Origin of the sequence: Streptomyces sp. NRRL B-1140, assembly GCF_001280065.1 — a bacterium.
GTDB lineage: Bacteria > Actinomycetota > Actinomycetes > Streptomycetales > Streptomycetaceae > Streptomyces.
In genome coordinates, this window is record NZ_LGEA01000114.1 from 144,271 (window position 1) to 167,355 (window position 23,085).

Genomic DNA, 23,085 nt, shown 5'->3' on the forward strand with positions numbered 1-23,085 from the left:
TTGACTCTGAAAGCATGCGTGTTCAGTTTTCCCACGCGCCCCTGTTTGGCATGTCCCACTCACCTTGCTCGCCCCCAGCAGCGACCCCACAGCAGAGAGGGGAGCCGTCATGCCCGTCTTCCGACGCCGGCACCTGTGCTCCGTAGCCGCGGCCCTGGCCCTGACCGTCACCGCTCCAGCGACCGCCGCCACCGCGGCCGCTCCGGGCTCCTCCGCCGCGCTGCGCGAGGTGCTGTTCGTGGGCAACAACTGGGACGGCACCGCCGACGTCATCCGCTCCAGCGGTGACTTCGCGAAGATCGGCCGGATCAACGTCATCCCCGACAAGGACGAGCGGATGGCGGCGATCAACGCCGACCCCATCAAGTGGATCTACTTCATGGCGATCCGCAACAGCGTCGGCGAGGGTCACGACCAGTTCGTCGACGACATGTACTCCACGCCGGACGGGACGTCGGTGGTGGTCTCCCGGCCGAGCTTCGCCGACGTCGTCTCGATCGACCTCGCCTCCGGCAAGCTCAACTGGCGCTTCCCGGTCTCCGGTTACCGTTCCGACCACATGGCGGTCTCCCCCGACGGCAAGCGGGTGGCGGTGTCGGCGTCGACCTCCAACACCGTGCACGTGCTGGACATCGTCTCCGGAAAGGAGCTGGGCAGGTTCGGCACCGGCGACAAGCCGCACGAGAACATCTTCACCCAGGACGGCAAGTACATCTACAACATGGCGATCGGCGACGTGAACACGCAGACCGACGCTCCGTGGCTGGACTGGACCAAAGGCGACCGGCGCATCACCGTCGTCGACGCGAAGACGTTCGAGCAGGTCAAGGTCATCGACATGCGCCCGCAGCTGGACGCGCTCGGCCTCAAGGACTACTCCGACGCGGTCCGCCCGGCCGTCTTCTCGCCGGACGAGTCGAAGCTGTACTTCCAGGTCTCGTTCTTCAACGGCTTCTTCGAGTACGACGTCACCACCGAGAAGATCACCCGCACCAAGACCCTGCCGAAGAACCCGGCGACCAGCGACGACCGCACGACCTTCGTCAACGACTCGCGCCACCACGGCATCTCGATGAGCCCGGACGGGCGCAAGCTGTGCGTCGCGGGCACGATGGACGACTACGCCACCGTCGTCGACCGCGCCACCCTCCAGGAGGGCCCGCTCGTCACCGCCGCCAAGCCCTACTGGGCCACGGTCAGCGGTGACGGCAAGTCCTGCGTGGTCTCCGAGAGCGGCACCGACCAGGTCACCGCGATCGACTTCGCCTCCGGGAAGAAGGTCGTCTCGGTGCCGGTCGGTGACCACCCGCAGCGCGTCCGGCTCGGCCATGTCGCGGCCGACTGGACGAGCCCGTCCGCTAGTTGACCTCCTTCGCCGCCCAGGCCGTCAGTTCGGAGCGCGCCGCGGCGAGCAGGTCCGCCGAAGGAGCCGTCGCCCCGTTGGTCACCAGCGCGTAGTGCAGGACGCCCGGGTCCGGCGCGGTGAGCAGCAGGCGGCGGCTTCCGGTGCCGCCGGGCTCCTGTGCCACTGCGACCGGGGTCGTCGCGGTGTAGGCCGGTGGGCCGTGGACCGTGCCCAGGTCGGAGACGACCGTGGTGGACGCGGTCGGGAAGCTCGCCGGCAGGTGCATCTCGGTGGGCGCCGGGCCGCCGTTCGAGCGCCACAGCAGCAGCCCGTACTGACCGGACCCCACCAGCCGCTGCACGTTCGGCAGGGCGCCGGGCACCGGGTTCCAGGTCAGGGTCGCCGAGCCGTCCCGGGAGCGGTCCTCGTAGGTGAAGCCGACGGTCTCCCCCGCGGTGGCACTCGGATAGAGACGGTCCAGGAGCCGGGCGTCCTGGCGCAGCACGGGCTTGCCCGCGTCGTCGAGGCGCACGGCGGACAGGTCCTCGTCGTTCCAGGCGTCGCCGGCGGTGAGCACCTTGTCGGGGTTGCCGTTCATCAGCTCGCGGTGACGGCCGTTGTAGATGTCCCACTGCCACTGGGAGCCGGAGAGCACGGGGCCCGAGGCCGCCGGGTCGGACCACCAGTCGGCGCCTTTGAGGCGTGAGTCGAGTGCCTGGTACATCGCCTTGAGGACGGTCGGCGCCTTGTCTGAGACGTTGCCGGCGAGCGGGTGCCCGAACTCGCTGACCACGGCGGCCGTCCGGGCGGCGGCGGCCCGGTCGCGGACGGTGCGGAAGTCGCCCGCGTACTGGCCGTCGGCCGCCTTGCCCCACATGAAGACGCCGGAGATGGCCTTCTGATCGTAGAAGTGGGTGTTGAAGACGTAGCGCGGTCCCAGGGCTCCGGCGTCCAGCAGGCCGCCCTCCTGCTTCTGGAAGTCGATGTTGGCGTTCCAGAAGAGGTTCGGCTCGACGAACGCCGGCTTGTCACGCCACCCGGCCGTGTCCATGCGGGCCCGGAACTTCTCGTAGAACGGCCAGAGCACATCCCGCTCCCAGGCGCGGCTGGTCTGCCCGGAGTCGTAGACGCCCGCGTGCGGTTCGTTGTAGGGATCGAAGCCCGCGATGCCCTTGAACTGGTCCGCGCTCAGGTGCTGCTGCACGTACCGCATGGTCTCCTCGGCGGTGGCGAGGAAGGCGTCCTGCACGCCGTGCGCGTTGTGCCAGAAGTCGTACGAGGCACGCTTCACGGCTTCGTTCTGGGTGATGTTCTGTCCCCAGAAGAGGCAGATCCCGCAGGACTCGTCCGGGTAGTTCCCGGCGTCCACGGCCCACCGGGGGGCGCCGTCGCCGGTGTACCAGCTGTCGCTGTCGAAGAGGTGCCGGGAGTAGAGGTCCTGGTGGAAGTCGGGGTAGACGCGGATGCCGGCGTCGAGGAAGGCCTTCATCTGGTCGGTGGCGGCGGCCAGGTAGGCGGTGTCCACCTGGCCGCGCTCGGGCTCGGCGTAGGCCCAGGAAAGCAGGAAGCGGACGGTGTTGCCGCCGCCGAGGGCGCGCAGCGCGGTCGCCGACTTACGGGCGTCGGCGACCGAGGCGAAGGGCAGGCCCTTGTTCTCCGCGAGCTTGGTCTCGCCGGAGACGTTGTAGCCGCGCAGCACGATCTCGCGCCCGTGGGCGTCGGTGAAGCGGCCGTTCTTCACGGTGACGGCGGGATCGTCGAACCAGAGGGAGCCGGACGGGGGTACGGCGGTGGCCGGCGGGACACCCGCCACCGAGACGGAGCCGAAGAGGACAGCCAGGACAACCAGCAGACGTGCTCGGATAGTCGGCATGTCCACTACAGTCCGGCGATATCAGGACACCGTCAACACCTCTGACTCCGGAGTAAGTTCCCTTTCCGGCAACCCTCACATGTCAACCACCCACCCTCCGTGTCACGTTCAACAAGTACTCCTTCCTGTTCAGCGGGTTGTGGTCGGTGCGCGGGCGTTCGGGAATCGTGCCGTGCGTGACCGGCGCGTAGTGGGCGAAGGAGCTCTCCAGCTCGCCCTCGCCCCGGGTGAGTCCCGGCAGGGCCTGCTGGAGGGCGTGCACCCGGGCGGCCGGCACGGTGCCTTCGAGGACGCAGAGGTCGTCCCGGCTCCGCGTCGTCTCCGGTACGGCAGCGAGCTGGGCGAGCACCGGCAGCAGCGCGCCGAGGGTGTCGGCGGGCGCCTCGACGCGGAAGCGGTGCATCGGCTCGTGCACCCGCGTACCGGCCCGCCGCAGCGCCTCGAGGAGCACCAGCGGCGTCACCCCGCGAAAGTCGGCGCCCGTACTCGACATGCTCTTGTCGAAGCCCTGGTGGGCATGGCTCTGGCGGGGCGAGTAGCCGCTGTGGGTCATGGTGACCACGCAGTCGGTGACCTGCCAGCCGCGCAGGCCCTGGTCGAGGGTTTCGCGGACGGTGTCCTCGACGGCCCTGAAGAAGGCGTACGGCATCGAGCCGAGCTCCACCTCCAGCCGGAAGCAGACGCCCGAGCCGACCGGTGCCGGCTCGACGCGCAGGCCGACCGTCGCGAGGAACGGGTTGGGGTCCTTCTTGTTGAACTCCACGGCCTGCCCCGTGCCGACGAGCCGTTCGACACACAGGGGCGTGGTCTCGCGGAAGGCGACGTCGAGGCCGTAGTCCTCGGCGAGGGTCGCCTGGATGACCTCCTTCTGCACCTCGCCGTACAGGGACACGGAGGTCTCCTGACGGCGTTCGTCACGCCGCAGGCCGATGAGCGGGTCCTGCTCGGCCAGCTGGGTGAGCGCCAGGTGCAGCGCTCCCCTGTCGACGTCCGGGCCGGGGACGACGACCGTCTCCAGTGTCGGCGGGGCGAAGAAGTGCTCGTCAACCGAACGGGATTCGCCGATCGCGTCACCGATGCGGATGTCGCCGAGCCCGGTGAGGCGGGCGATCCGGCCGGCTGCCAGGGAGTCCTCGCGGACGTCCGTGCCGTCGCCGAAGACGCTGATGCCGGTGACCCGGCCCTCGGCACCGTCCGCCCCGAAGGGGACCCGGTCGCGGGTGCGCAGGGTCCCGGAGAACATGCGGGCGTAGGCGACCTTCTCCCCCGCCGGGCCCCGGTCCACCTTGAACACGGTGGCGGAGACCGGCCCGTCCGCGTCCCCGTCGGCCACCGGCAGCAGGGTCTCGATGCCGGACAGCAGCGCCTCCACTCCCGCGCCCGTGGCGGCGGAGCCGAAGTACACGGGGTGGACGAGTGCCTCCCTCGTCTGGGCGAGGAGGGAGCAGTGCAGCAGCTCGTCCGTGACGGTGTTCTCGACGTACGCGGACAGCAGGGCGTCGTCGCGCCCGGTCAGGACGTCGAGGGCACCGGCCGGTCCGGCGCCGGGGACGAAGCGGGCCGCGCGCGTGCCGAGGCCGGCGGCGGTCCCCATCGGCACGATCGCGGGAGTCAGACGCGCCGCGATCTCCCGCAGCACGGCCTCGTGGCGCGCCCCGCTCCGGTCGATCTTGTTGACGAAGAGCAGCGTCGGGATGCGCAGCCGCTGGAGCGTCCGCATCAACACCCGCGTCTGCGCCTGCACGCCCTCCACGGCGGAGATCACGAGGACGACGCCGTCCAGCACGCCGAGGACGCGCTCCACCTCGGCGATGAAGTCCGGGTGGCCGGGGGTGTCGATGAGGTTGACGGTCACACCGTCCAGCGGGAACGAGACGACGGCGGACTTGATGGTGATGCCGCGCCGGCGTTCCAGGGCGAGGGTGTCGGTGCGGGTGTTCCCGTCGTCGACGCGGCCGATCTCGTCGATCACCCCGGCCGAATGGAGCAGCCGCTCGGTCAGGCTGGTCTTACCGGCGTCGACATGGGCGAGAATTCCAAGGTTGAGCATGTGCACGAAGCGTCATGTCCTTCGGAGAGAGGTCCGTTCCTGGCTGGGGGGACATGCACGCAGTGCGCATTCGGAACTCCTCGGGGACTCGCTGGTCTCGCTGTCCAGTGCAGTGCAGCAGACCAGTGCCGGGGATCACAACGGAATTAACCGCCACGGGGGTACCCGGCGGGATGCCCGACGGAAGAGGAGTGGCTCGTGCGTGACGTTCTGCCGGCGCTCGGCCGCTGGTACGCGGCCGGGGTCCCGTTCGGCCTCGCCACGGTCGTCGAGGTCAGCCGCAGCGCGCCGCGCGGCCCGGGGGCGGCGATGGCGGTGGGCCCGGACGACGAGGTGGTCGGCAGCGTGTCCGGGGGCTGTGTCGAGAGCGCGGTGTTCGAGCTGGCGCAGGCCGTCGCCGCGGACGGCGAAGCGCGACTCGAGACCTTCGGCTACAACGACGACGACGCCTTCGCGGTCGGCCTGACCTGCGGCGGCGAGATCACACTGCTCGTGCGGGCCGTCACGCCCGAGCGGGATCCCGCCTTCGGCGCGGTCGCGGAATCGGTCGCGGCGGGCGAGCCGGTCACCGTGGCGACCGTGGCCGACGGACCGGCGCCGCACGGAGCCGCCCTCGCCGTGTGGCCGGACCGGACCCTCGGCACGCTCGGCACCCGCGGCCTGGACGCGGCCGTGACCGCCGACGCCCGCGGGGAACTCGCCCTCGGCGCCACCGGCATGCGGCACTACGGGCCCGAGGGACAGCGCCGCGAGGACGCCGTCAGCGTGTTCCTGCAGTCCTTCGCGCCACCGCCGAGGATGCTGGTGTTCGGCGCGATCGACTACGCCGCGGCCGTGGCCCGCATCGGCGGCTTCCTCGGCTACCGGGTCACCGTCTGCGACGCCCGCCCCGTCTTCGCCACGACCCGGCGCTTTCCCGAGGGCGTCGAGGTGGTCGCCCGGTGGCCGCACCGGTATCTGCGGGAGACCGACACCGACGAGCGCACCGTGATCTGCGTGCTCACGCACGACCCCAAGTTCGACGTGCCGTTGCTGACGGAGGCACTGCGCCGCCCGGCCGCCTACATCGGGGCGATGGGCAGCCGCCGCACCCACGCCGACCGGGCCGCACGACTGGCCGAGGCGGGGCTCACCGAGCGCGAACTGTCCCGGCTGCGCTCACCGGTGGGCCTGGACCTGGGGGCCCGGACCCCCGAGGAGGTGGCGGTGTCCGTGGCCGCCGAGATCGTGGCGCTGCGCTGGGGCGGCACCGGCGCGCCGCTCACCGCGACGGAGGGGGCGGTGCATCCGCGCCGGCCCTCCTGACACAGTGATCACACCAGCACACCAGCACACCAGCACACCAGCGAGAGGGAACCCATGATCTTCATCACCGCGAAGTTCCGCGTCCGTCCCGAGCACGCGGACCGCTGGCCCGAGATCGCCGCCGACTTCACCCGGGCGACGCGTGCCGAGCCCGGTTGCCTGTGGTTCGACTGGTCGCGCAGCGTGGACGAGCCGTCGGAGTACGTGCTCGTCGAGGCCTTCCGGGACGACGAGGCCGGTGCCGCCCACGTGCAGTCCGCCCACTTCAAGACCGCCCAGCAGACGCTGCCTCCCCATCTGGCCGAGACGCCGCGCATCGTGAACGCGAACGTCCCGCAGGACGACTGGTCGCTCCTCGGGGAGATGGCGGTGCCGGGACAGGACTGACCCGCTGCACTGGCCGGCGGCCGGCGGCATGAACGGCACAAAGCAGCGGACGGCGCTCTCTCCCCCCGGCTCTTGCCCCGGACGGCGGGCAGCCGTACGCTCACGGCCGTACCGACTGGACGGTACGTAGCCGAGGAGAGTCGCCGCAGATGAGCATGATCAACCGCCAGATACGCCTGGCCGCACGTCCCGTGGGAGAGCCGCGCCCCACCGACTGGGAGCACGCCGAGGAGCCGGCGGGGCAGCCGGACGACGGGGAGTTCCTGGTGCAGGTGCTCTGTCTGTCGATCGACCCGGCGATGCGCGGCTGGATGAACGCGGGCAGGTCCTACATCCGGCCGGTGGAGATCGGCGAGGTGATGCGCGCCGGCGCGGTGGGCAGGGTGGTCGCCTCCCGGCACTCCGGTTTCGCGGTCGGCGACCATGTGTCGGGCACCTTCGGCGTGCAGGAGTACTGCGTGTCGGACGGGCGCGGCGTGACCAGGGTCGACCCCGCGGCCGCTCCCCTGCCGACCTATCTCGGCACGCTCGGCATGTCGGGCCTGACGGCCTACTTCGGCCTGATCGAGGTCGGGCGTCCCGAGCCGGGGCAGACCGTCGTGGTCTCCGGAGCGGCCGGGGCCGTGGGCAGCGTCGTCGGGCAGATCGCCAAGATCCTCGGATGCCGGGTCGTCGGCATCGCGGGCGGCGAGGCCAAGTGCCGGATGGTGGTGGAGAAGTTCGGGTTCGACGCCGCGATCGACTACCAGAGCGAGGACGTCCGCAAGGCCCTGCGCGAGCACGCCCCCGACGGCGTCGACGTGTACTTCGACAACGTCGGCGGCGATGTTCTGGACGCCGTGCTGCTGCGGCTGGCGCGCGGCGCCCGCGTCGTGGTCTGCGGCGCGATCTCCCAGTACAACAGCACCGAGCCGCAGGGCCCCGCCAACTACCTGTCGCTGCTGGTGAACCGAGCCTCCATGACGGGCATCGTGGTGTTCGACTACGCCGACCGGTACGCGGAGGGCATCGCGCAGATGGCCGCGTGGCGGGCGGAGGGCCGGCTGAAGTCCCTGGAGGACGTGGTGTCCGGCTCGGTCGCGGACTTCCCCGAGACCCTGATGCGCCTGTTCCGCGGTGACAACCGCGGCAAGCTGGTGCTGAAGATCGCGGACTGACCGGGCCGAGGCACAGGGAGATCCGATGAAGGCACTGACCTACCACGGCCGTCACGACATCCGTTACGGAGACGTCCCCGACCCGGCCGTCACGGGCCCCGCCGACGCGGTGGTGCGGGTCACCGCGGCCGGTATCTGCGGCAGCGACCTGCATATCTACGGCGGCAACGGATTCAGCCCGGAACTGGGCTACACACCGGGACACGAGTGCGTCGGCGTGGTCGTCGACACCGGCGGCCAGGTCACTCGTTTCAAGCCCGGCGACCGGGTCCTGGTGCCCGCCTCGGTCGGCTGTGCTCGGTGCGGGCAGTGTGCGGCCGGGTTCACCGCCCGCTGCGAACGCGCCACGTCGAGCACGGAACTCTGCTACGGAGTCGGCGCGAAACTTCCGGGCAGTCAGGCCCAGGCCCTGGCCGTGCCCTGCGCCGACGTCAATCTGGTCCACCTGCCCGAGGACATCTCCGACGAGGCGGCCGTCGTCCTCACGGACAACGCCCCCACCGCCTGGTACGGCTGCCGCCGTGCCCGCATCCAGCCCGGTGAGACCGTTCTGGTCGTCGGCCTCGGACCGGTCGGCCTCATGGCCGCCCAGTCCGCCTTCGCCATGGGCGCGGCCCGGGTGCTGGGCGTGGATCTGGTCGCGGAGCGCCGCGCCTTCGCCGCCGGCCTGGGTGTCGAGCCGGTCGAGGGTGACGACGTGCGGTCGGCCATCCGGGACATGACCGCCGGCCGCGGACCGGACGCCGTGGTGGAGGCGGTGGGTTCCGACGCCACCATCCAGCTCGCCGTCAAGGCCGTACGGCAGGCAGGCCGGGTCAGTGTGATCGGGGTCAGCCAGAACAAGGCGTTCCCGTTCCACATGTACCTGGCGCAGGTCAAGGAACTGGAGTTCGCCATCGGGCTGTGCTCGGTGCACTACGAACTCCCTCCCCTGATCGCCCTCACCCGTGCCGGACGGATCAAGCCCGAGGTCGTGGTCTCGCACCGCTTCGCCCTCTCCGAAGGGCCGGCGGCGTACGCATTGTTCGCGGGTCGCTCCGACGGTGTCCGCAAGATAGTCCTCGATCCGGCGGGCTGACCGCTCGCGGCCTTTCACTGCGAGGCGTTCAGCCGGTTTCCTGGGTGGTCCATCGGAGACTGGAGGCCGCCATGTCACAGCGCGACGAAGCCGCCCGACCGAACCGTCCGCGGCTGCTGCCGCTCCCCGAAGAGCAGTGGGAGCCGCGGATCCGGGACCTGCTGGCGCTCGCTCCGCACGACCCCGGGGGCGGGATCCCGAACATCTTCACCACGCTCGTGCGCCACCCCGATCTGTACGAGCGGTTCCTGCCCTTCGGCGGCCAGTTGCTCGGCAGCGGCCGACTGCCGGGCGATGTGCGCGAGTTGCTGATCCTGCGCACGGCCTGCAACACCGGCGCACGCTACGAGTGGGGGCGCCACCTCCCCATGGCCAGGGCCGCAGGCGTCACGGACGCGGACATCGACCGCATCGGCGAAGGGCCCGAGGCACCCGGCTGGGCGGAACTCCAGCGGCACCTGCTCCGCGCGGCGGACGAGCTGCACCGCGATGCCACGATGTCCGACGCGACCTGGGAGGGCCTGGCCGAGCACTTCGGCGACGCCGAACTGATCGAGATCGTCATGCTGGTGGGCCAGTACCAGATGGTGGCCTTCTTCCTGAACGCCACCGGTGTGGAACTGGAACCCGGCTTCCCCTGCACCGGCTTCCCGGAGGGGGAAGGAGAGGACGGGTGAGGGGCGCTTCAAGCAAACGGTCCGTCATGTGACCGTGCGTGCACGGTAGGCCGTCGGCGCCGTCGGTGACGAGCACGGCGCGCACGCTGCGTTCGGAGCCGACCAGCCGTCGGCCGCGCAGCCGACGGCCCCGTGGCCCTCGAAGCCCTCGCCCCGGGCCGTGCGGGCGAATCGGCGGACGGACGGCTCGGCGTCCCCTTGCGCAATCACCGGCGGCGTGTGGTCAGGGCGACGGTCGCACCGAAGGCCGGTTCCCGCTTCCGGCCGGGCTGCGTGCGGTGAGCTGCCACTGCCCCGCTGAACTCCGGGGACCGCGGCCCTTCAGCGGTCCGCCGAAGGCATGCCAATCGCCGGTGCGCCTCCCCACCCCGTGACGGCGGCATCCCCATTCGGCCATTTCCGCATGCGCCGATGGACACGAAGCACTCTGAATGGAACGCTCCCTCCAGAGCGCGAGGCGACACCCGGAAGGCGCGCCTCCGGACGCCCCATGCCGTTTCCCCGACGCACCGCGCCTCGCTCACCACCACGGAGTGCTCCACCAAGTGCTCGACGAAGTGCTCCTCGAAGTCCTCGCGCAAGCAGAGTCCTGGCACGCCCGGATGCCTCGCCGAGAGGGGTTCCACATGAAACGCACAGCCGTCACGGCCGCCATCACCGCCGTCCTCCTCGCCACCGCCGCACCTGGCGCAATCGCCCACGCCTCCGCTCCCGTGGACTCCGGTCCCGCGGAGTACACCGTCGACACCACCTCCGACGCGGTCGACGCCGACGGTGCGGACGGCCGGTGTCTCACCGACTCGGGCCGGTGCAGCCTGCGTGCCGCGGTGATGGCCGCCAACGCCCGGCCGGGCAGCACGATCACGCTGCCTCCCGGCCACTACCGGCTGACGATCCCGCCCGACCCGCGGCTGATCATCGGCGACCACCCCGACCCCACCACGGGCGACCTGAACGTCGCCGCCCCCGTCACGATCAAGGGCAGCGGCGCACGGACCACCGTCATCGACGCCAACCGCCTGGACCGGGCCTTCCGCATGCAGGCGGACTCCCGGCTGTCCGATCTGACGATCACGGGAGGAGTGACCAGACAACGCGAACTCCCCATCACCGACACCGGTGGTGGCGCGATCGCCAACGGACATCACATGACACTGCGACGGGTCACCGTGACCGGGAACTCCGCCGGCTACGGCGGGGGCGTCTTCAACGTCCCCGACTCCCACCTCGATCTCATCGACAGCACCGTCAGCGGGAACACCGCGGGAGAGGCCGGGGGCATCAGATTCGACGACACCGGTACCGTGACCAACTCCACGATCGCGGACAACCGGGTGACGAACCCCGGCGACCGCCCGGGCAGCCTCGCCGGATACGGCGGAGGCATCGACATCCGGGGAACCGGAGCGGTGGAGATCCTCAACTCCACCATCACCGGCAACCGTTCGAGTGACGGCGGGGGCGGGATCAACATCGCCCCCGCCTACCTCGACAGCCTGCCCGCGCCGATCCCCGACATCGTCGACCTGCCCCTCGGGCGCCTGACGCTGCGCAACTCCGTCATCGCGAACAACACGGTCGACGGAGCGCCCGCCGACTGCAAGAAGGCGTTCGCGACCATCGCGTCGCAGGGCCACAACCTCGACGGCGACGGCAGCTGCCGACTGACCGCGGCGGGCGATCTGCCCAGCCGCTCGCCGCTGACCGGACCGCTGACGGACAACGGCGGCCCGACCGACACCGTCGCGCTGCTCCCCGGCAGTCCCGCTCTGGACACGGCCGACGGCTGCCCGGGCACCGATCAGCGCGGCGTCGCGCGCCCCCAGGGGGCGGCCTGTGACATGGGCGCCTACGAGGCCGAAACGCCGTGATGGGTGGCCAACGCCAGCAGCGCCACGCGCAGCGGTTCGGTCTCCAGGACCGCATCCGGCTCGAACCAGCGGGCCACCGCGGTGCCGGTCGTCATCCTCAGCACGAAGCGCGCCAGCTCGTCAGCCACCTGGGGGCGGTCGTCCAGGGCGAAGACGCAACTGACGGACTCCCGGGCCCAGGCCACCAGTGCGTCGCGGTAGTGACGCACCTCGGCCAGGGCGGCCGCGCTGGCGTCCTTCTGGACCGTACCCAAACCCAACAGGAGCTTCACACCCCGCGGGTGGTGCCGGAAGGCGCCTGCCAGGTTTGTGAGAAAGGTGTCCAGACGCTGGGCCGCGTCGGCGCCCGGCACCTCGGCCGGGGGCAGGGCGGCCAGCAGCGCGGTCCTCGCGCGCTCCAGCACCGCGACGTAGATCCCGTCCTTGCTCCCGAAGTGCCAGTAGATCGAACTCACCGGCAGACCGCACGCGGTGGAGATCATCGAGATGGACGTGGCGGCGTAGCCGTGGCGCGACATCAGCTCACCGGCGGTGTCCAGGATCGCGTCACGGGACCGCGCGCCGCGGTCCAGGGCCGGTGCCTCCGTCATAGGGGCGACTCTAGACGAGGGGATGCGAGCCGTCGCCCGCCGGTTTGCGGCCCCACGCCGAGATCATGGGCGAGGTCGCGAGGTCCAGGCGTCCCGCCTCCACGGCGGCGAGATGCGCGTCGATGTCCTCGTCCGTGGCGAGGCCCGCCGCGACGAGCCGGTCCCGCACCTGCCGGACGGTGGCCGCCTCCAAGAGGTCGCAGGCGGGCGAGGTAAACGGGAAGTAGGCGTCGGCCTCGACGTCCACCAGGCCCGCTTCGCGCAGCAGCCTCGGCAGTCGGCGCCCGTAGGAGAGGTCGGCACCGCGCTGCCGCAGCAGTTCCCGGAAGCCGGTGCGCAGCCGGTTGGCCCGCCGCTGCTCGGGACCGTGCTCGTCGGGGCAGATCAGCGGCTGCAGCGCGGGGTCGGCGTCCTCGACCAGCAGCACTCCACCGGGCCGCAGGGCCCGCACCATGGAGCGCAGCGCGGCCTCGCGCTCGGTGACGTGGACCAGGACGAGACGGGCGTGCACCAGGTCGAAGGGGCCTGCAGGCGGGGCGTCGCGCCCGACGTCGTGGCAGAGCACCTCGACCCCCTCGGTGGCCGCCGTACCGGTCCAGGACACGTCGATGTCGGTGGCGAGCACCCGCCCCGACGGCCCGACCCGCTCACGCAGCCACCGAGCGACACTCGGCCCGCCGGCCCCGACCTCCCAGCACCGCCAGCCCTCGGCGATCCCGGCCGTCTCGAAGTGCCGGAACGTCGAGGCGTCGAAGAGGGCCGCCAGCGCGTCGAAGCGCGTGCCGGCCTCGGTCCGGCGGTTGTCCAGGAGGTACCCCTCGTCCTGACCCATGCGGCGATCATGCCACGGGCCCGGCGCGGCGGTTCAGCTCGCTGTGCGGGGCGGCAGCCGGTGCAGTTCCACGTCCGTGAGCCGCCCGTCGGCGACCGTGGCGGTCATGTACGTGCAGTGAGGCTGACGACGCCGGTCCGTCGGGGACCCCGGGTTCAGCAGGCGCAGGCCGGAGGGGGTTGTGGTGTCCCAGGGGATGTGGCTGTGGCCGAAGACGAGGACGTCGAGGTCGGGGAACCGGGCGGCGCACCGCTGCTCCCGGCCGTCTCTGGCGCCCGTCTCGTGGATCACACCGAAGCGCATCCCGCCCAGCTCGGCGTAGGCCACCTCCGGCAGCCGGGCGCGCAGGTCCGGACCGTCGTTGTTGCCGTACACGGCGACGAGCCTGCGGCAGCGCGCCTCCAGCAGATCGAGCGTGCCGGTGTCGACCCAGTCCCCGGCGTGAAAGACGACGTCGGCCTGCGGGAGGGCGGCGAGCAGGGGGGCGGGCAGTTCCCTGGCACGCTTGGGCAGGTGGGTGTCCGACATGAGAAGCAGGCGCACGCCCTCAGCCTAGGCGCTGCGGGCCCCTCCCGCCCGCAACCGGCTTGACCGCGAACAGACAGACGCAGCAGCTCAGTTGCCCTGCCGGCGGAGATGATCACGGCGAGGTCTCGAAAGGTGAGGCGACCTCGCCGAGCGGGTTAGCATCGGGCAACACGCAGTACAACAGGACGTCTACGGCAAGCGACCCGAAGGGGCCCGGAAACCCGATGCCGGTCAAGGTCAGCGTCATCGTCCCCGTGTACAACCCGGGGATCTACATCGAGGACTGCATCTCCTCGCTGCAGCGGCAGTCGCTGCCTCCCGACGAGTTCGAGGTGATCTTCGTCGACGACGGCTCGACCGACGAGACCCCGGCCCGGCTCGACGCGCTCGCCGCCGGGGATCCCCGGATGAAGGTCATCCACCAGGAGAACTCCGGCTGGTCGGGCAAGCCCCGCAACGTCGGCATCGAGGCCTCCCGGGGCGAGTTCGTGATGTTCGTCGACAACGACGACTACCTCGGCGACGAGGCCCTGGAGCGGATGTACGACTACGGCGTGGCCCACGGCGCCGACGTCGTCGTGGGCAAGATGGCCGGCAAGAACCGCGGGGTGCCGGTGGAGCTGTTCCGGCGCAACCGCCCGCGCGCCACCGTCGAGAACGCCCCGCTCATCGACAGTCTCACCCCGCACAAGATGCTCCGCCGGGCCTTCCTGGACCGCATCGGCCTGCGCTTCCCCGAGGGCCGAAGGCGCCTGGAGGACCACGTCTTCATCACGGAGGCGTACCTGCGCGCGGAGAACGTCTCGGTGCTCAGCGACTACGTCTGCTACTACCACATCCGCCGGGACGACGGCTCCAACGCGGGCTTCGAACGCTTCGATCCCGTCGGCTACTTCGAGAACCTGCGCGAGGCCCTCGACGTCGTCGAGCGGTACACGGAACCCGGTCCGGTGCGCGACCGGCTGTTCCGGCGCTGGCTGCGCGTGGAGATGGTGGAGCGGCTGCGGGCGCGACGCCTGCTGAGCCTGCCGGACGACTACCGCAGGGAACTGTTCCGGGAGATCCACGAGGTCGTCGTCGAACGCTTCGGGCCCGGTGTCGCCGCCGGACTGCAGCCGACGCAGCAGGTCATCGCCGCGCTGACGGCCGCCGACCGCTACGACGACGTCGTGGCGTTCGCGGAGTGGGAGGCGGGCGTCGCCCCCGCGGCGGCCCCCGGGGACATCGAGTGGCGTGACGGCCGGCTCCGTATCGCCTTCACGGCCGAGTACCTGTCCGGCGACGAGCCGATGGCGTTCCCCGCAGGCGCCGAGGCCACGCCGCTCACCGACGTGCCCAAGGACGTGTCCGAGGCGGTGCGGTGGGTGGCCTCGGAGACCGCCGCCCGGTTCGGGCAGGCCACGGCCGACCTGCTGCTGCGGGAGCGCTCCAGCGCGGCGCAGTACTTCCAGCCGGTGGAGTGCACGGGCGAGACCGTGCCGGCCGGGGACGGCGAGGAGGTCCGGCTGGTGCTGCGGGCGACCGCCACCGTCGACCCGGCCGCCCTGCCCCGCGACGGCGTCTGGGACGCGCTCGTCCGGGTGAAGTCGGGCGGCTGGACCAAGGAGTGCCGACTGGGCCCGGTGCCGCGCGAGGACCGGCCCACGCCGGAAGTGGGCCTGGTCGGTGCCCGCCCGGTCCTGCCCTATTGGACCGAGCCGCACGGCAACCTCTCCCTGGAAATCCGCCCCCGCAGCAAGCGGCTCGGGCTGGGCCGGGTGCAACTGGGGGACGTCACCGTCTCCGACGGCCGGTTCCGTGTCGTGCTTCCGGTGTACGTCACGGGTGACAGGACGGTGCGGCTGAGGTTCGTCTCCTCCACTCGGATCCTGGAGACATCCGGCACCCTCTCCCCCCACGCGGACCTGCCGGGCTCGGTGCTGGCGGCCGACCTGCCCGCCGAGGACCTCTCGGATGACGTCTGGCGGGTGGCCGTGTGCCTGAACCCCGACGCCGAGGGGGCGCGCTTCGCCGGCCTGCCGTTCGCGCTGCGGGCCGGAGGCGGGAGCGTGCTGGTGACGCCGGCGCCGGGGCCCGGTGTCGCGCTGCGGCTGGCCCGGCGCGCGCGCCGGGTGCTCGGCGCCGCGCGCCGGAAGGTGAATTCCCGTATCAGGAACGGAGGGCGGTGACGGCATGCGACCCCTGGACATAGCGGGTGCCTGGGTCCTGGAACCCAAGATCTTCCCGGACGACCGGGGCAGCTTCCACGAGTGGTACCGCGGTGCGGAGTTCCGTGAGGCGACGGGGTACGACCTGTCCCTGGCCCAGGCGAACTGCTCGGTCTCGCGGCGGGGCGTGCTGCGGGGCGTGCACTTCGCCGACGTGCCGCCCGGCCAGGCCAAGTACGTCACCTGTGTACGCGGTGCCGTCCTGGACGTGGTGATCGACATCCGCGTGGGCTCCCCCACCTACGGGAAGTGGGAGGCCGTACGGCTCGACGACGACACGCGCCACGCGGTCTTTCTCGCGGAGGGCCTCGGGCACGCCTTCATGGCCCTCACGGACGACGCGACGGTGGTCTACCTGTGCTCGGAGGGCTACGCTCCGGGCCGCGAACACGGCATCCACCCGCTCGACCCGGCCCTGGGCATCGAGTGGCCCGAGGGCATCACGCCGCTCCTCTCCCCCAAGGACGAACAGGCCCCGACCCTGGCCGAGGCGGAGCGGCGGGGGCTGCTGCCGGCGTACGAGTCCTGCCGGGCGTACTACGCGCGACTGCGGGGCGGGCCGGATACACCGGCCGACGGCTGAGGCAGCCGGAGCACCGACACACCGCAGGCCCGGACGCGTGCAGCGTCCGGGCCTGTGTCCTGCCCGGCGGGGAACGCCGTCGTCTCAGCGGCTGACGCCGACCTGCTGCAGGGCCTTGCGCAGGGGCTCCCAGCCGACGGAGCGGGGCAGGCCGCGGTTGCGGGCCTGGGTGAGGGGCCGCCAGAAGCCCGCTTCCAGGAGGGTCTCGGGACTGACCGCTCCGGCTCGTTCCAGGATCGCCTCGGGAACCTTCTGCGGGTCGGGGATCTTGTACTCGGCCATGATCTCGTCGTACTTCTCGTGCAGGACCCGGTTGTTCGGGTCGGCGCCGAAGACGACCAGCTGGCCGGTGGGCGCGGTGTCCACCTGCACGGTGACCAGGTCGGGGCGGTAGCGCGCCAGCACCTCGGTGATCTTGAAGACGTCGCCGGTCCAGGCGTTGGTGTGCCGGTCCCGGGCCGCCTCGTCCACACTGCGCGGCAGCATGTCGTCCAGGACGATCACACTGCCCCAGTCCGAGTACTTCTCGACGTTCATGAAGTCGCGCAGCGCGAACTCGAACAGGTGCATGCCGTCGATGAACGACAGGTCCAGCGTCGTCTTGCGCCAGTAGCCGATCGGGCTGCGGCCGCGGCGCAGGTTGCGCAGCGGGTGACGGCCGCCCTTGAGGTGCTGGAGCGGATTCTCACGCGCGAAGAAGTCGTCGCTGGTGGCCTTCACCAGGTGGACGTCGCACCGCAGCTCCGAGACCACTTTGAAGGCGGGGTCGATCGCGATGCTGGGGACCCGGGACAGCGTCAGGCTGCGCCCGTCGTTGACGCCGATCTCCAGGTAGTTGCGATTGGCGCTGACCTTGTGCAGTTCCCGGAGGAACTCATGGCGTTTCACGAGGAAGACCTTCCTTGCGGATACGGGGCAGTGCTTCGTGCAGGGCGGAGCGCCAGTCGCGTGGGGGCGGCATGCCTATCGCCTGCCACCGTCCGTGGGCGAGTGCGCTGTACGCCGGGCGGGGCGCCGGCCGGGGGAAGGCCGTGCTGCTGGTGGGGCGCACCCGGTCCGGGTCGGCGCCGATGAGGGAGAACACCTCGCGGGCGAGGTCGTACCAGGTGGCCTCGCCGGAGCTGGTCGCGTGGAAGACACCGTGCGCCTCGGGGCCGAGCAGGGGGCCGAGGCCGGCGATCCGCTCGGCGACATCCGCGCTCCAGGTGGGCTGGCCGCGCTGGTCGTCGACGACGTCGAGGGTGTCCCGGCGGGCCTCCAGTCCGATCATGGTCCGGACGAAGTTGGCGCCGTGGACGCCGTACAGCCATGCCGTGCGCACGATCGCGCTCGCGCCGGGGAGTTCTTCCAGGACGGCCCGCTCCCCGGCCAGCTTGGTGCGGCCGTAGGCGGTGCGCGGGCCGGTCGGGTGGTCCTCCGGGTAGGGGGTGGTGCGGGCCTCGCCGGAGAAGACGTAGTCCGTGGAGACGTGGATCAGGCGGGCGGAGTGCGCGGCGCAGGAGCGGGCCAGCAGGCGCGGGCCGTCGCCGTTGATCGCAAGGGCGCGGGCCTCGTCGGTCTCGGCGTCGTCGACGGCCGTGTAGGCCGCGCAGTTCACGACGAGGTCGGGGCGGTGCTGCCGTACGGCCGCGTCGACGGCCGCGGGGTCCGTGATGTCCAGGGCGGTGCGGTCGAGGCCGACAACGCTCTCGCCGCGGCTCGTCAGTTCCCCGACGACGTCACGGCCGAGCATTCCGCCCGCGCCGGTGATCAGCCACCTCATGCCCGCTCCTGGGCCACGCGCCGCTTCAGGGGCTCCCACCAGGCGCGGTTGTCGCGGTACCAGGCGACGGTCTCGGCGAGGCCGGTGGTGAAGTCGTGGCGGGGGCGGTAGCCCAGTTCGTCGCGGGCCTTGCTGCAGTCGACGGAGTAGCGCAGGTCGTGGCCCTTGCGGTCCTCGACGTACTCCACCCGGTCCCAGTCGGCGCCGCAGGCTTCCAGGAGCAGGCCGGTGAGCTCCTTGTTGGTGAGTTCGGTGCCGCCGCCGATGTTGTAGACCTCGCCGGGCCTGCCCTTGGTGCGGGCGAGGTCGACGCCCTGGCAGTGGTCGTCCACGTGCAGCCAGTCGCGGACGTTGCGGCCCTCGCCGTACAGCGGCACCGTGTGGCCGTCGAGGAGGTTGGTGACGAACAGCGGGATGACCTTCTCGGGGAACTGGTGCGGGCCGTAGTTGTTGGAGCAGCGCGTGACACGCACGTCCAGGCCGTGGGTGCGATGGTAGGCCAGGGCGAGCAGGTCGGAGGAGGCCTTGGAGGCCGAGTACGGGGAGTTCGGCCGGAGCGGGTGGTCCTCGGGCCAGGAGCCGGAGTCGATGGAGCCGTAGACCTCGTCGGTGGAGACGTGCACGAAGGGGCCCACCCCGTGGCGCAGGGCGGCGTCCAGCAGGGTCTGGGTGCCGAGGACGTTGGTGCGGACGAAGTCGGCGGCGCCACTGATGGAGCGGTCCACATGGGACTCGGCGGCGAAGTGCACGACCTGGTCCGCGGCGGCCGTCAGCTTGTCGACCAGTTCGGCGTCGCAGATGTCGCCCTGCACGAACTCCAGTCGAGGGTGGGTCAGTTCGAGGTTGTCGAGCGTGCCGGCGTAGGTGAGCTTGTCCAGCACGGTGATGCGCGGCGCGTCGGGCGCGTCCGAGGCGAGCAGGGCGCGGACGTAGCGGGAGCCGATGAACCCGGCGGCGCCGGTGACGAGGAGGTTCATGAAGTGATCTGCACCTTGCTGTGGTCTCCGAGGACGAGGCGGTGGGCGCTGGGGACGCTGGGGGCGGGGGTCACCTCGACGTGCCGGCCGATCAGCGAGGACTCGATCCGGCCGACGCCCTGGATCGAGGAGTCCCGCAGGACGATCGAGAACTCCAGCTCGCTGTCGGTGATCCGGCAGTTCTCGGCGACGGAGGTGAAGGGACCGACGTAGGAGTTGCTGACGACGGTGCCCGAACCGATGACGACCGGCCCGACGATACGGGAGCCCACGATCCGCGCGCCCTCCTCGACGACCACGCGCCCGACGGTCTCCGAGTCGTCGTCCACGTCGCCGTCGATGCGGCGTTCCACGACCTCCAGGACCGTGCGGTTCACCTCGAGCATGTCGCCGACGTTGCCGGTGTCCTTCCAGTAGCCCTTGATGACCGTGGAGCGCACGTCGGCACGGGTGTCGATCAGGTGCTGGATGGCGTGGGTGATCTCCAGTTCGCCACGCCAGGACGGTTCGATGGCGCGCACCGCCTCGTGGATGAGGGGCGTGAACATGTAGACGCCGACCAGCGCAAGATCGCTCTTGGGCTGGTCGGGCTTCTCCTCGAGGCCGATGACCTGGCCGGACGGGTCGAGTTCGGCGACTCCGAAGGCGCGCGGGTCGGCAACGCGGGTGAGGAGGATCTGGGCGTCGGGCCGGTTCTCGCGGAACTCCTCGACGAGACCGGTGATACCGCCGACGATGAAGTTGTCACCGAGGTACATCACGAAGTCGTCGTCACCGAGGTAGTCCCGGGCGATCAGCACCGCGTGCGCCAGCCCGAGAGGGCGCTCCTGAGGGATGTAGGTGACGTCCAGACCGAACTTCGACCCGTCCCCGACCGCTTCCTCGATCTCCGCGGCCGTCTCCCCGACGATCATGCCCACTTCGGTGATGCCGGCGTCGGCGAGCGACTCCAACCCGTAGAACAGCACAGGCTTGTTGGCCACGGGGACGAGTTGTTTGGCCGACGTGTGCGTGATCGGCCTCAGTCGTGTTCCTGCGCCGCCGGACAGCACGAGAGCCTTCATTCGGTTCACCTTAGTCGTGAACCGGCGGTTGTGAACATCACTTCTTTTGGTTGCCGACGCGCGGAGTTGCTCGAATCGTCATGCTCGGAGTTGCTCGGATCGTCACCGCGCGGCCCCGTGGGACGGGTTCAGGGGGAGTCAGTCCTCACCGCGGACGATGTTCCACTCCGACCCGGAGCGCATCGTGCCGGGGGTTCCCCGGTCCCCCACGGCGGGGAGGCAGGTCCTCAGCGCGGCCTTTCCGCGCAGACGGCGTGCCTTCGACCAGCCGGTCTCGTATTGACGGACGACGGACTTCTCACTGGTGTCCATGGACTCCACGACTCATCATCTTCCTTCTGATTCCGCTCTTGTTCGAGTGCCCGGCAAAAAACCGAACAAACCCGGCGCGGAACACCTGTGCGGCGGCGTCGGAACTCCTCTCCCGTCCGGCGTTCAGGCAGACGCAACGGTCCCGCGTCCCCTCGGGGGCGCGGGACCGTGCGACGGGATGCCCTGTCAGGCGTTGGGGCGCGCGGCACTGATGTCGCCGAGCGCGGACTCGGGGTCGCGCTCCATGGCCATGTCTCCCAAGGAGACGATGCCCACGGGGTGCCCGTGGTCGACGACCGGGATGCGGCGCACGGAGTGCTCGCGCATCAGCTCCACCGCCTGGGTCAGGTCCTCGTCGGGACTGACGGTGACCAGCTCGTCGCTGCACGCGCCGGCCACGCTGATCCGCTCCGGGTCGCCGCCCTTGCTGACCGACCGCACCACGAGGTCGCGGTCGGTGACCAGGCCTCGGAGGTGATCGCCGTCCGTCACCAGGACGGCCCCGAGGTCCTCGTCGCGCATGATGCGCGCCACCTCGGCGACGGAGGTCTGTGGCTCGACGGTGACCGGATCGCCGGTCATGATGTCGCGGACATGCTGAGCCATGATGTGTCTCTTCCTTTTCCTTCGGCTCGTGGCGGTCTCTCCGTCCTGCGCCACGCCGGGTACCCGCTCGTCCCGCGGCATCACCAGGTGCGGCCGGCCTCCAGCAGCCGGTCGCGCACAAGGGTGACGTGCGGGTTGTCCGAGGTGCCCGGCCGCTGGACCAGGAAGCCGGTGTTGATCGGCGTGTCCTCGGGGGTGGCGAGGAGGACCAGGGCACCGGACGCCAGTTCCCCGGCGCACAGGTAGCGCGGCAGCACGCTGAAGCCGGCCCCGGCCGTGACCAGGGCCAGGACGGCCCTCAGATCCGGTACCGAGACGGCGGCGCGGCAGTTCAGGCGGCGGCCGAAGACGTGCCGCCAGTAACGGCGCACGATGGGCAGGTCCTCGGCGTACGCGATCAGCGGGATGTCGTGCAACGCGGCGGGTGTCTCGGCGGCCGGGCGCTCCGCCGCGCGGTCGGCCCAGACGGGCGCGGCGACCAGGACGAACTCCTCGTCCGTCAGCGGCACCGCGGACAGGGTGCGGCCGCGGGGCCGGGTGGTGGCGATCACCAGGTCGTGGCGGCCGGCGCGCAGCTCGTCGAGCAGCGGATCGGTCAGTCCCGTCGAGACGCGCAGCCGTACGCCTTCGGTGACCAGCGGGGCGAGGGCGGGCAGGGCCCGGGTGGAGAGCAGCTCGGCGGGTCCGGCCAGGTGGACCGGCTCGGCGTGCGCCTCCGCCCGGGGCCCGTGCCCGGTGACCGCCGCGAGGGCGTCGAGGGGGGCCGCCACGCGAGCGGCGAGTTCGTGGGCCACGGCGGTGGGGGCGACGCCGCGCGGCAGCCGCTCGAACAGCTCCCGTCGGGTCTGCCGCTCCAGCGAGCGGATCTGTGCGGTGACGGTCGGCTGGGACAGGCCGAGCAGCTGGGCGGCGGCCGTGAAGGAGCCGGACCGGTAGACGGCCAGGAAGGTGCGCAGCAGGTTGAGGTCCGGCTGCGCGGGGGTGCCGGTCGTGCCGAGGGGGTCGGTGGGCCTCACACGGTCCGACCCTAGCGCGCCCCGCCATCGGAGAACCTATGGCTGCCATCGGATCGTCCATTGGAAAACGTGGGGCCCGGGCGCCTACGGTCGTCAACGTCCGAGTCATCGCCGCACCGTGCGACCGCGGCCCGTCTCCTGGAGATGCATCACCATGTCGAAGATCCTCTTCGTCGTCACCGGCGCCGACACCTGGACCCTGACCGACGGCACCGGCCACCCCACCGGCTTCTGGGCCGAGGAGGCCGTCGCCCCCTACGAGGCGTTCCGGGCCGCCGGCCACGAGATCGTCGTGGCCACCCCCGGCGGTGTCGAGCCCACCGTCGACCGGGCGTCCCTGGCGCCCGAGGTGAACGGGGGCCAGGAGAACGCCGACCGGATCGCGAAGGCGCTGGAGTCCTTCACCGAGCTGCGGCGCCCCGTGCGGCTCGAGGACGTCCGGCTGGAGGACTACGCGGCCGTCTTCTACCCCGGTGGCCACGGCCCGATGGAGGACCTCGCCGTGAACGCCGACTCCGGCCGGCTGCTCGCCCGGGCCCTGGAGTCCGGCAGGCCGCTCGGTGTCGTCTGCCACGGCCCGGCCGCGCTGCTGGCCGCTGTCGGTGCCGACGGCCACAACATCTTCGCGGGCTACGAGGTCGCGGCGTTCACCAACGCCGAGGAGATCCAGGGCGGTCTCGCCGACCGGGCCGCCTGGCTGCTCCAGGACCGTCTCACCGAGGCCGGAGTGACGGTGCGGGCCGGTGAGCCGTGGGCCCCGCACGTGGTCACCGACCGCAATCTGGTCACGGGCCAGAACCCCGCGTCGTCGGCCCCGCTGGCTCAGGAGCTGCTGAAGCGGCTGGGCTGAGCCGGGCGCCCGCCC

The 23,085-nt window shown here is 71.3% G+C and carries 22 protein-coding genes; 10 read left to right on the forward strand and 12 right to left on the reverse strand.

All coding sequences use genetic code 11. The annotated features are described in order from the left end of the window. Window positions 1-109: 109 nt before the first annotated feature. On the forward strand, window positions 110-1,366 hold the full coding sequence (locus tag ADK65_RS26710; RefSeq protein ID WP_053673431.1) for a YncE family protein: 1,257 nt from the start codon (window positions 110-112) through the stop codon (window positions 1,364-1,366). Here ADK65_RS26710 and ADK65_RS26715 read toward each other — a convergent pair. Together ADK65_RS26715 and ADK65_RS26720 are read right to left on the reverse strand one after the other, a co-directional pair. Further along, complete coding sequence (locus ADK65_RS26715; RefSeq protein WP_053673761.1) at window positions 1,359-3,218, reverse strand: cellulase family glycosylhydrolase; 1,860 nt, start codon at window positions 3,216-3,218, stop codon at window positions 1,359-1,361. The two genes, ADK65_RS26710 and ADK65_RS26715, sit on opposite strands and share 8 nt — an antisense overlap. 82 nt (window positions 3,219-3,300) lie before the next feature. Then, window positions 3,301-5,274, reverse strand: coding sequence for an elongation factor G (locus ADK65_RS26720; protein ID WP_053673433.1), 1,974 nt, complete (start codon window positions 5,272-5,274; stop codon window positions 3,301-3,303). Between the two features lie 192 nt (window positions 5,275-5,466). On the opposite strand from ADK65_RS26720, the gene ADK65_RS26725 reads away from it, so the two are divergent. From ADK65_RS26725 to ADK65_RS26750, 6 genes are all read left to right on the forward strand, one after another. Beyond that, window positions 5,467-6,573, forward strand: a complete 1,107-nt coding sequence (locus tag ADK65_RS26725) for an XdhC family protein (RefSeq protein ID WP_053673434.1) — start codon at window positions 5,467-5,469, stop codon at window positions 6,571-6,573. A gap of 54 nt (window positions 6,574-6,627) precedes the next feature. Beyond that, window positions 6,628-6,960, forward strand: a complete 333-nt coding sequence (locus ADK65_RS26730) for a putative quinol monooxygenase (protein ID WP_053673437.1) — start codon at window positions 6,628-6,630, stop codon at window positions 6,958-6,960. Window positions 6,961-7,109: 149 nt separating this feature from the next. Further along, a complete protein-coding gene (locus ADK65_RS26735; protein WP_199825712.1) occupies window positions 7,110-8,117 on the forward strand; it encodes an NADP-dependent oxidoreductase in 1,008 nt (335 codons plus the stop codon). A 25-nt stretch (window positions 8,118-8,142) separates the two neighbouring features. Beyond that, entirely contained in the window at window positions 8,143-9,195 is a 1,053-nt protein-coding gene (locus ADK65_RS26740) for an alcohol dehydrogenase catalytic domain-containing protein (protein ID WP_053673439.1), read from the forward strand. A 71-nt stretch (window positions 9,196-9,266) separates the two neighbouring features. Then, the gene (locus tag ADK65_RS26745) at window positions 9,267-9,872 is read left to right on the forward strand and encodes a carboxymuconolactone decarboxylase family protein (RefSeq protein ID WP_053673441.1); all 606 of its coding nucleotides are present in this window, start codon (window positions 9,267-9,269) and stop codon (window positions 9,870-9,872) included. Window positions 9,873-10,498: 626 nt separating this feature from the next. Next, window positions 10,499-11,743 (forward strand): right-handed parallel beta-helix repeat-containing protein, encoded by a 1,245-nt coding sequence (locus ADK65_RS26750; RefSeq protein WP_234352968.1) that lies wholly within the window; start codon window positions 10,499-10,501, stop codon window positions 11,741-11,743. On the opposite strand, the gene ADK65_RS26755 is transcribed toward ADK65_RS26750, so the two are convergent. The 3 genes from ADK65_RS26755 to ADK65_RS26765 are packed head-to-tail and all read right to left on the reverse strand — an operon-like array spanning window position 11,722 to window position 13,708. Next, window positions 11,722-12,333, reverse strand: coding sequence for a TetR/AcrR family transcriptional regulator (locus ADK65_RS26755; RefSeq protein ID WP_053673443.1), 612 nt, complete (start codon window positions 12,331-12,333; stop codon window positions 11,722-11,724). The genes ADK65_RS26750 and ADK65_RS26755 overlap by 22 nt on opposite strands. Window positions 12,334-12,343: 10 nt before the next feature. Further along, on the reverse strand, window positions 12,344-13,165 hold the full coding sequence (locus tag ADK65_RS26760; RefSeq protein ID WP_053673445.1) for a class I SAM-dependent methyltransferase: 822 nt from the start codon (window positions 13,163-13,165) through the stop codon (window positions 12,344-12,346). A 33-nt stretch (window positions 13,166-13,198) separates the two neighbouring features. Beyond that, the gene (locus ADK65_RS26765) at window positions 13,199-13,708 is read right to left on the reverse strand and encodes a metallophosphoesterase family protein (protein WP_053673447.1); all 510 of its coding nucleotides are present in this window, start codon (window positions 13,706-13,708) and stop codon (window positions 13,199-13,201) included. A gap of 209 nt (window positions 13,709-13,917) precedes the next feature. Between ADK65_RS26765 and ADK65_RS26770 the strand changes: the two genes are divergently transcribed. After that, on the forward strand, window positions 13,918-15,861 hold the full coding sequence (locus ADK65_RS26770) for a glycosyltransferase family 2 protein (RefSeq protein ID WP_053673449.1): 1,944 nt from the start codon (window positions 13,918-13,920) through the stop codon (window positions 15,859-15,861). 4 nt (window positions 15,862-15,865) lie between these two features. Further along, window positions 15,866-16,483 carry a dTDP-4-dehydrorhamnose 3,5-epimerase gene (gene rfbC / locus ADK65_RS26775; RefSeq protein WP_053673451.1) on the forward strand — a complete coding sequence of 206 codons (618 nt, stop codon included), beginning with the start codon at window positions 15,866-15,868 and terminating at the stop codon, window positions 16,481-16,483. A gap of 84 nt (window positions 16,484-16,567) precedes the next feature. Here rfbC and ADK65_RS26780 read toward each other — a convergent pair whose 3' ends face one another. The 7 genes from ADK65_RS26780 to ADK65_RS26810 form a co-directional block, all read right to left on the reverse strand. Beyond that, the gene (locus ADK65_RS26780; protein WP_053673453.1) at window positions 16,568-17,371 is read right to left on the reverse strand and encodes a methyltransferase type 11; all 804 of its coding nucleotides are present in this window, start codon (window positions 17,369-17,371) and stop codon (window positions 16,568-16,570) included. Further along, window positions 17,358-18,245: a dTDP-4-dehydrorhamnose reductase gene (gene rfbD, locus ADK65_RS26785; protein WP_053673455.1), complete on the reverse strand. Its 888-nt coding sequence runs from the start codon at window positions 18,243-18,245 to the stop codon at window positions 17,358-17,360. Before rfbD ends, ADK65_RS26780 begins: the two co-directional genes overlap by 14 nt. Then, window positions 18,242-19,222 (reverse strand): dTDP-glucose 4,6-dehydratase, encoded by a 981-nt coding sequence (gene rfbB, locus ADK65_RS26790; RefSeq protein WP_053673457.1) that lies wholly within the window; start codon window positions 19,220-19,222, stop codon window positions 18,242-18,244. Before rfbB ends, rfbD begins: the two co-directional genes overlap by 4 nt. Next, window positions 19,219-20,286 (reverse strand): glucose-1-phosphate thymidylyltransferase, encoded by a 1,068-nt coding sequence (locus tag ADK65_RS26795; RefSeq protein WP_053673459.1) that lies wholly within the window; start codon window positions 20,284-20,286, stop codon window positions 19,219-19,221. Before ADK65_RS26795 ends, rfbB begins: the two co-directional genes overlap by 4 nt. A 138-nt stretch (window positions 20,287-20,424) precedes the next feature. Continuing rightward, window positions 20,425-20,607 (reverse strand): hypothetical protein, encoded by a 183-nt coding sequence (locus ADK65_RS26800; RefSeq protein ID WP_053673461.1) that lies wholly within the window; start codon window positions 20,605-20,607, stop codon window positions 20,425-20,427. Window positions 20,608-20,784: 177 nt separating this feature from the next. Beyond that, on the reverse strand, window positions 20,785-21,204 hold the full coding sequence (locus tag ADK65_RS26805) for a CBS domain-containing protein (protein WP_053673463.1): 420 nt from the start codon (window positions 21,202-21,204) through the stop codon (window positions 20,785-20,787). Between the two features lie 80 nt (window positions 21,205-21,284). After that, complete coding sequence (locus ADK65_RS26810; RefSeq protein WP_053673465.1) at window positions 21,285-22,220, reverse strand: LysR family transcriptional regulator; 936 nt, start codon at window positions 22,218-22,220, stop codon at window positions 21,285-21,287. Window positions 22,221-22,374: 154 nt separating this feature from the next. On the opposite strand from ADK65_RS26810, the gene ADK65_RS26815 reads away from it, so the two are divergent. Beyond that, complete coding sequence (locus ADK65_RS26815) at window positions 22,375-23,070, forward strand: type 1 glutamine amidotransferase domain-containing protein (protein WP_053673467.1); 696 nt, start codon at window positions 22,375-22,377, stop codon at window positions 23,068-23,070. Window positions 23,071-23,085 lie beyond the last annotated feature (15 nt).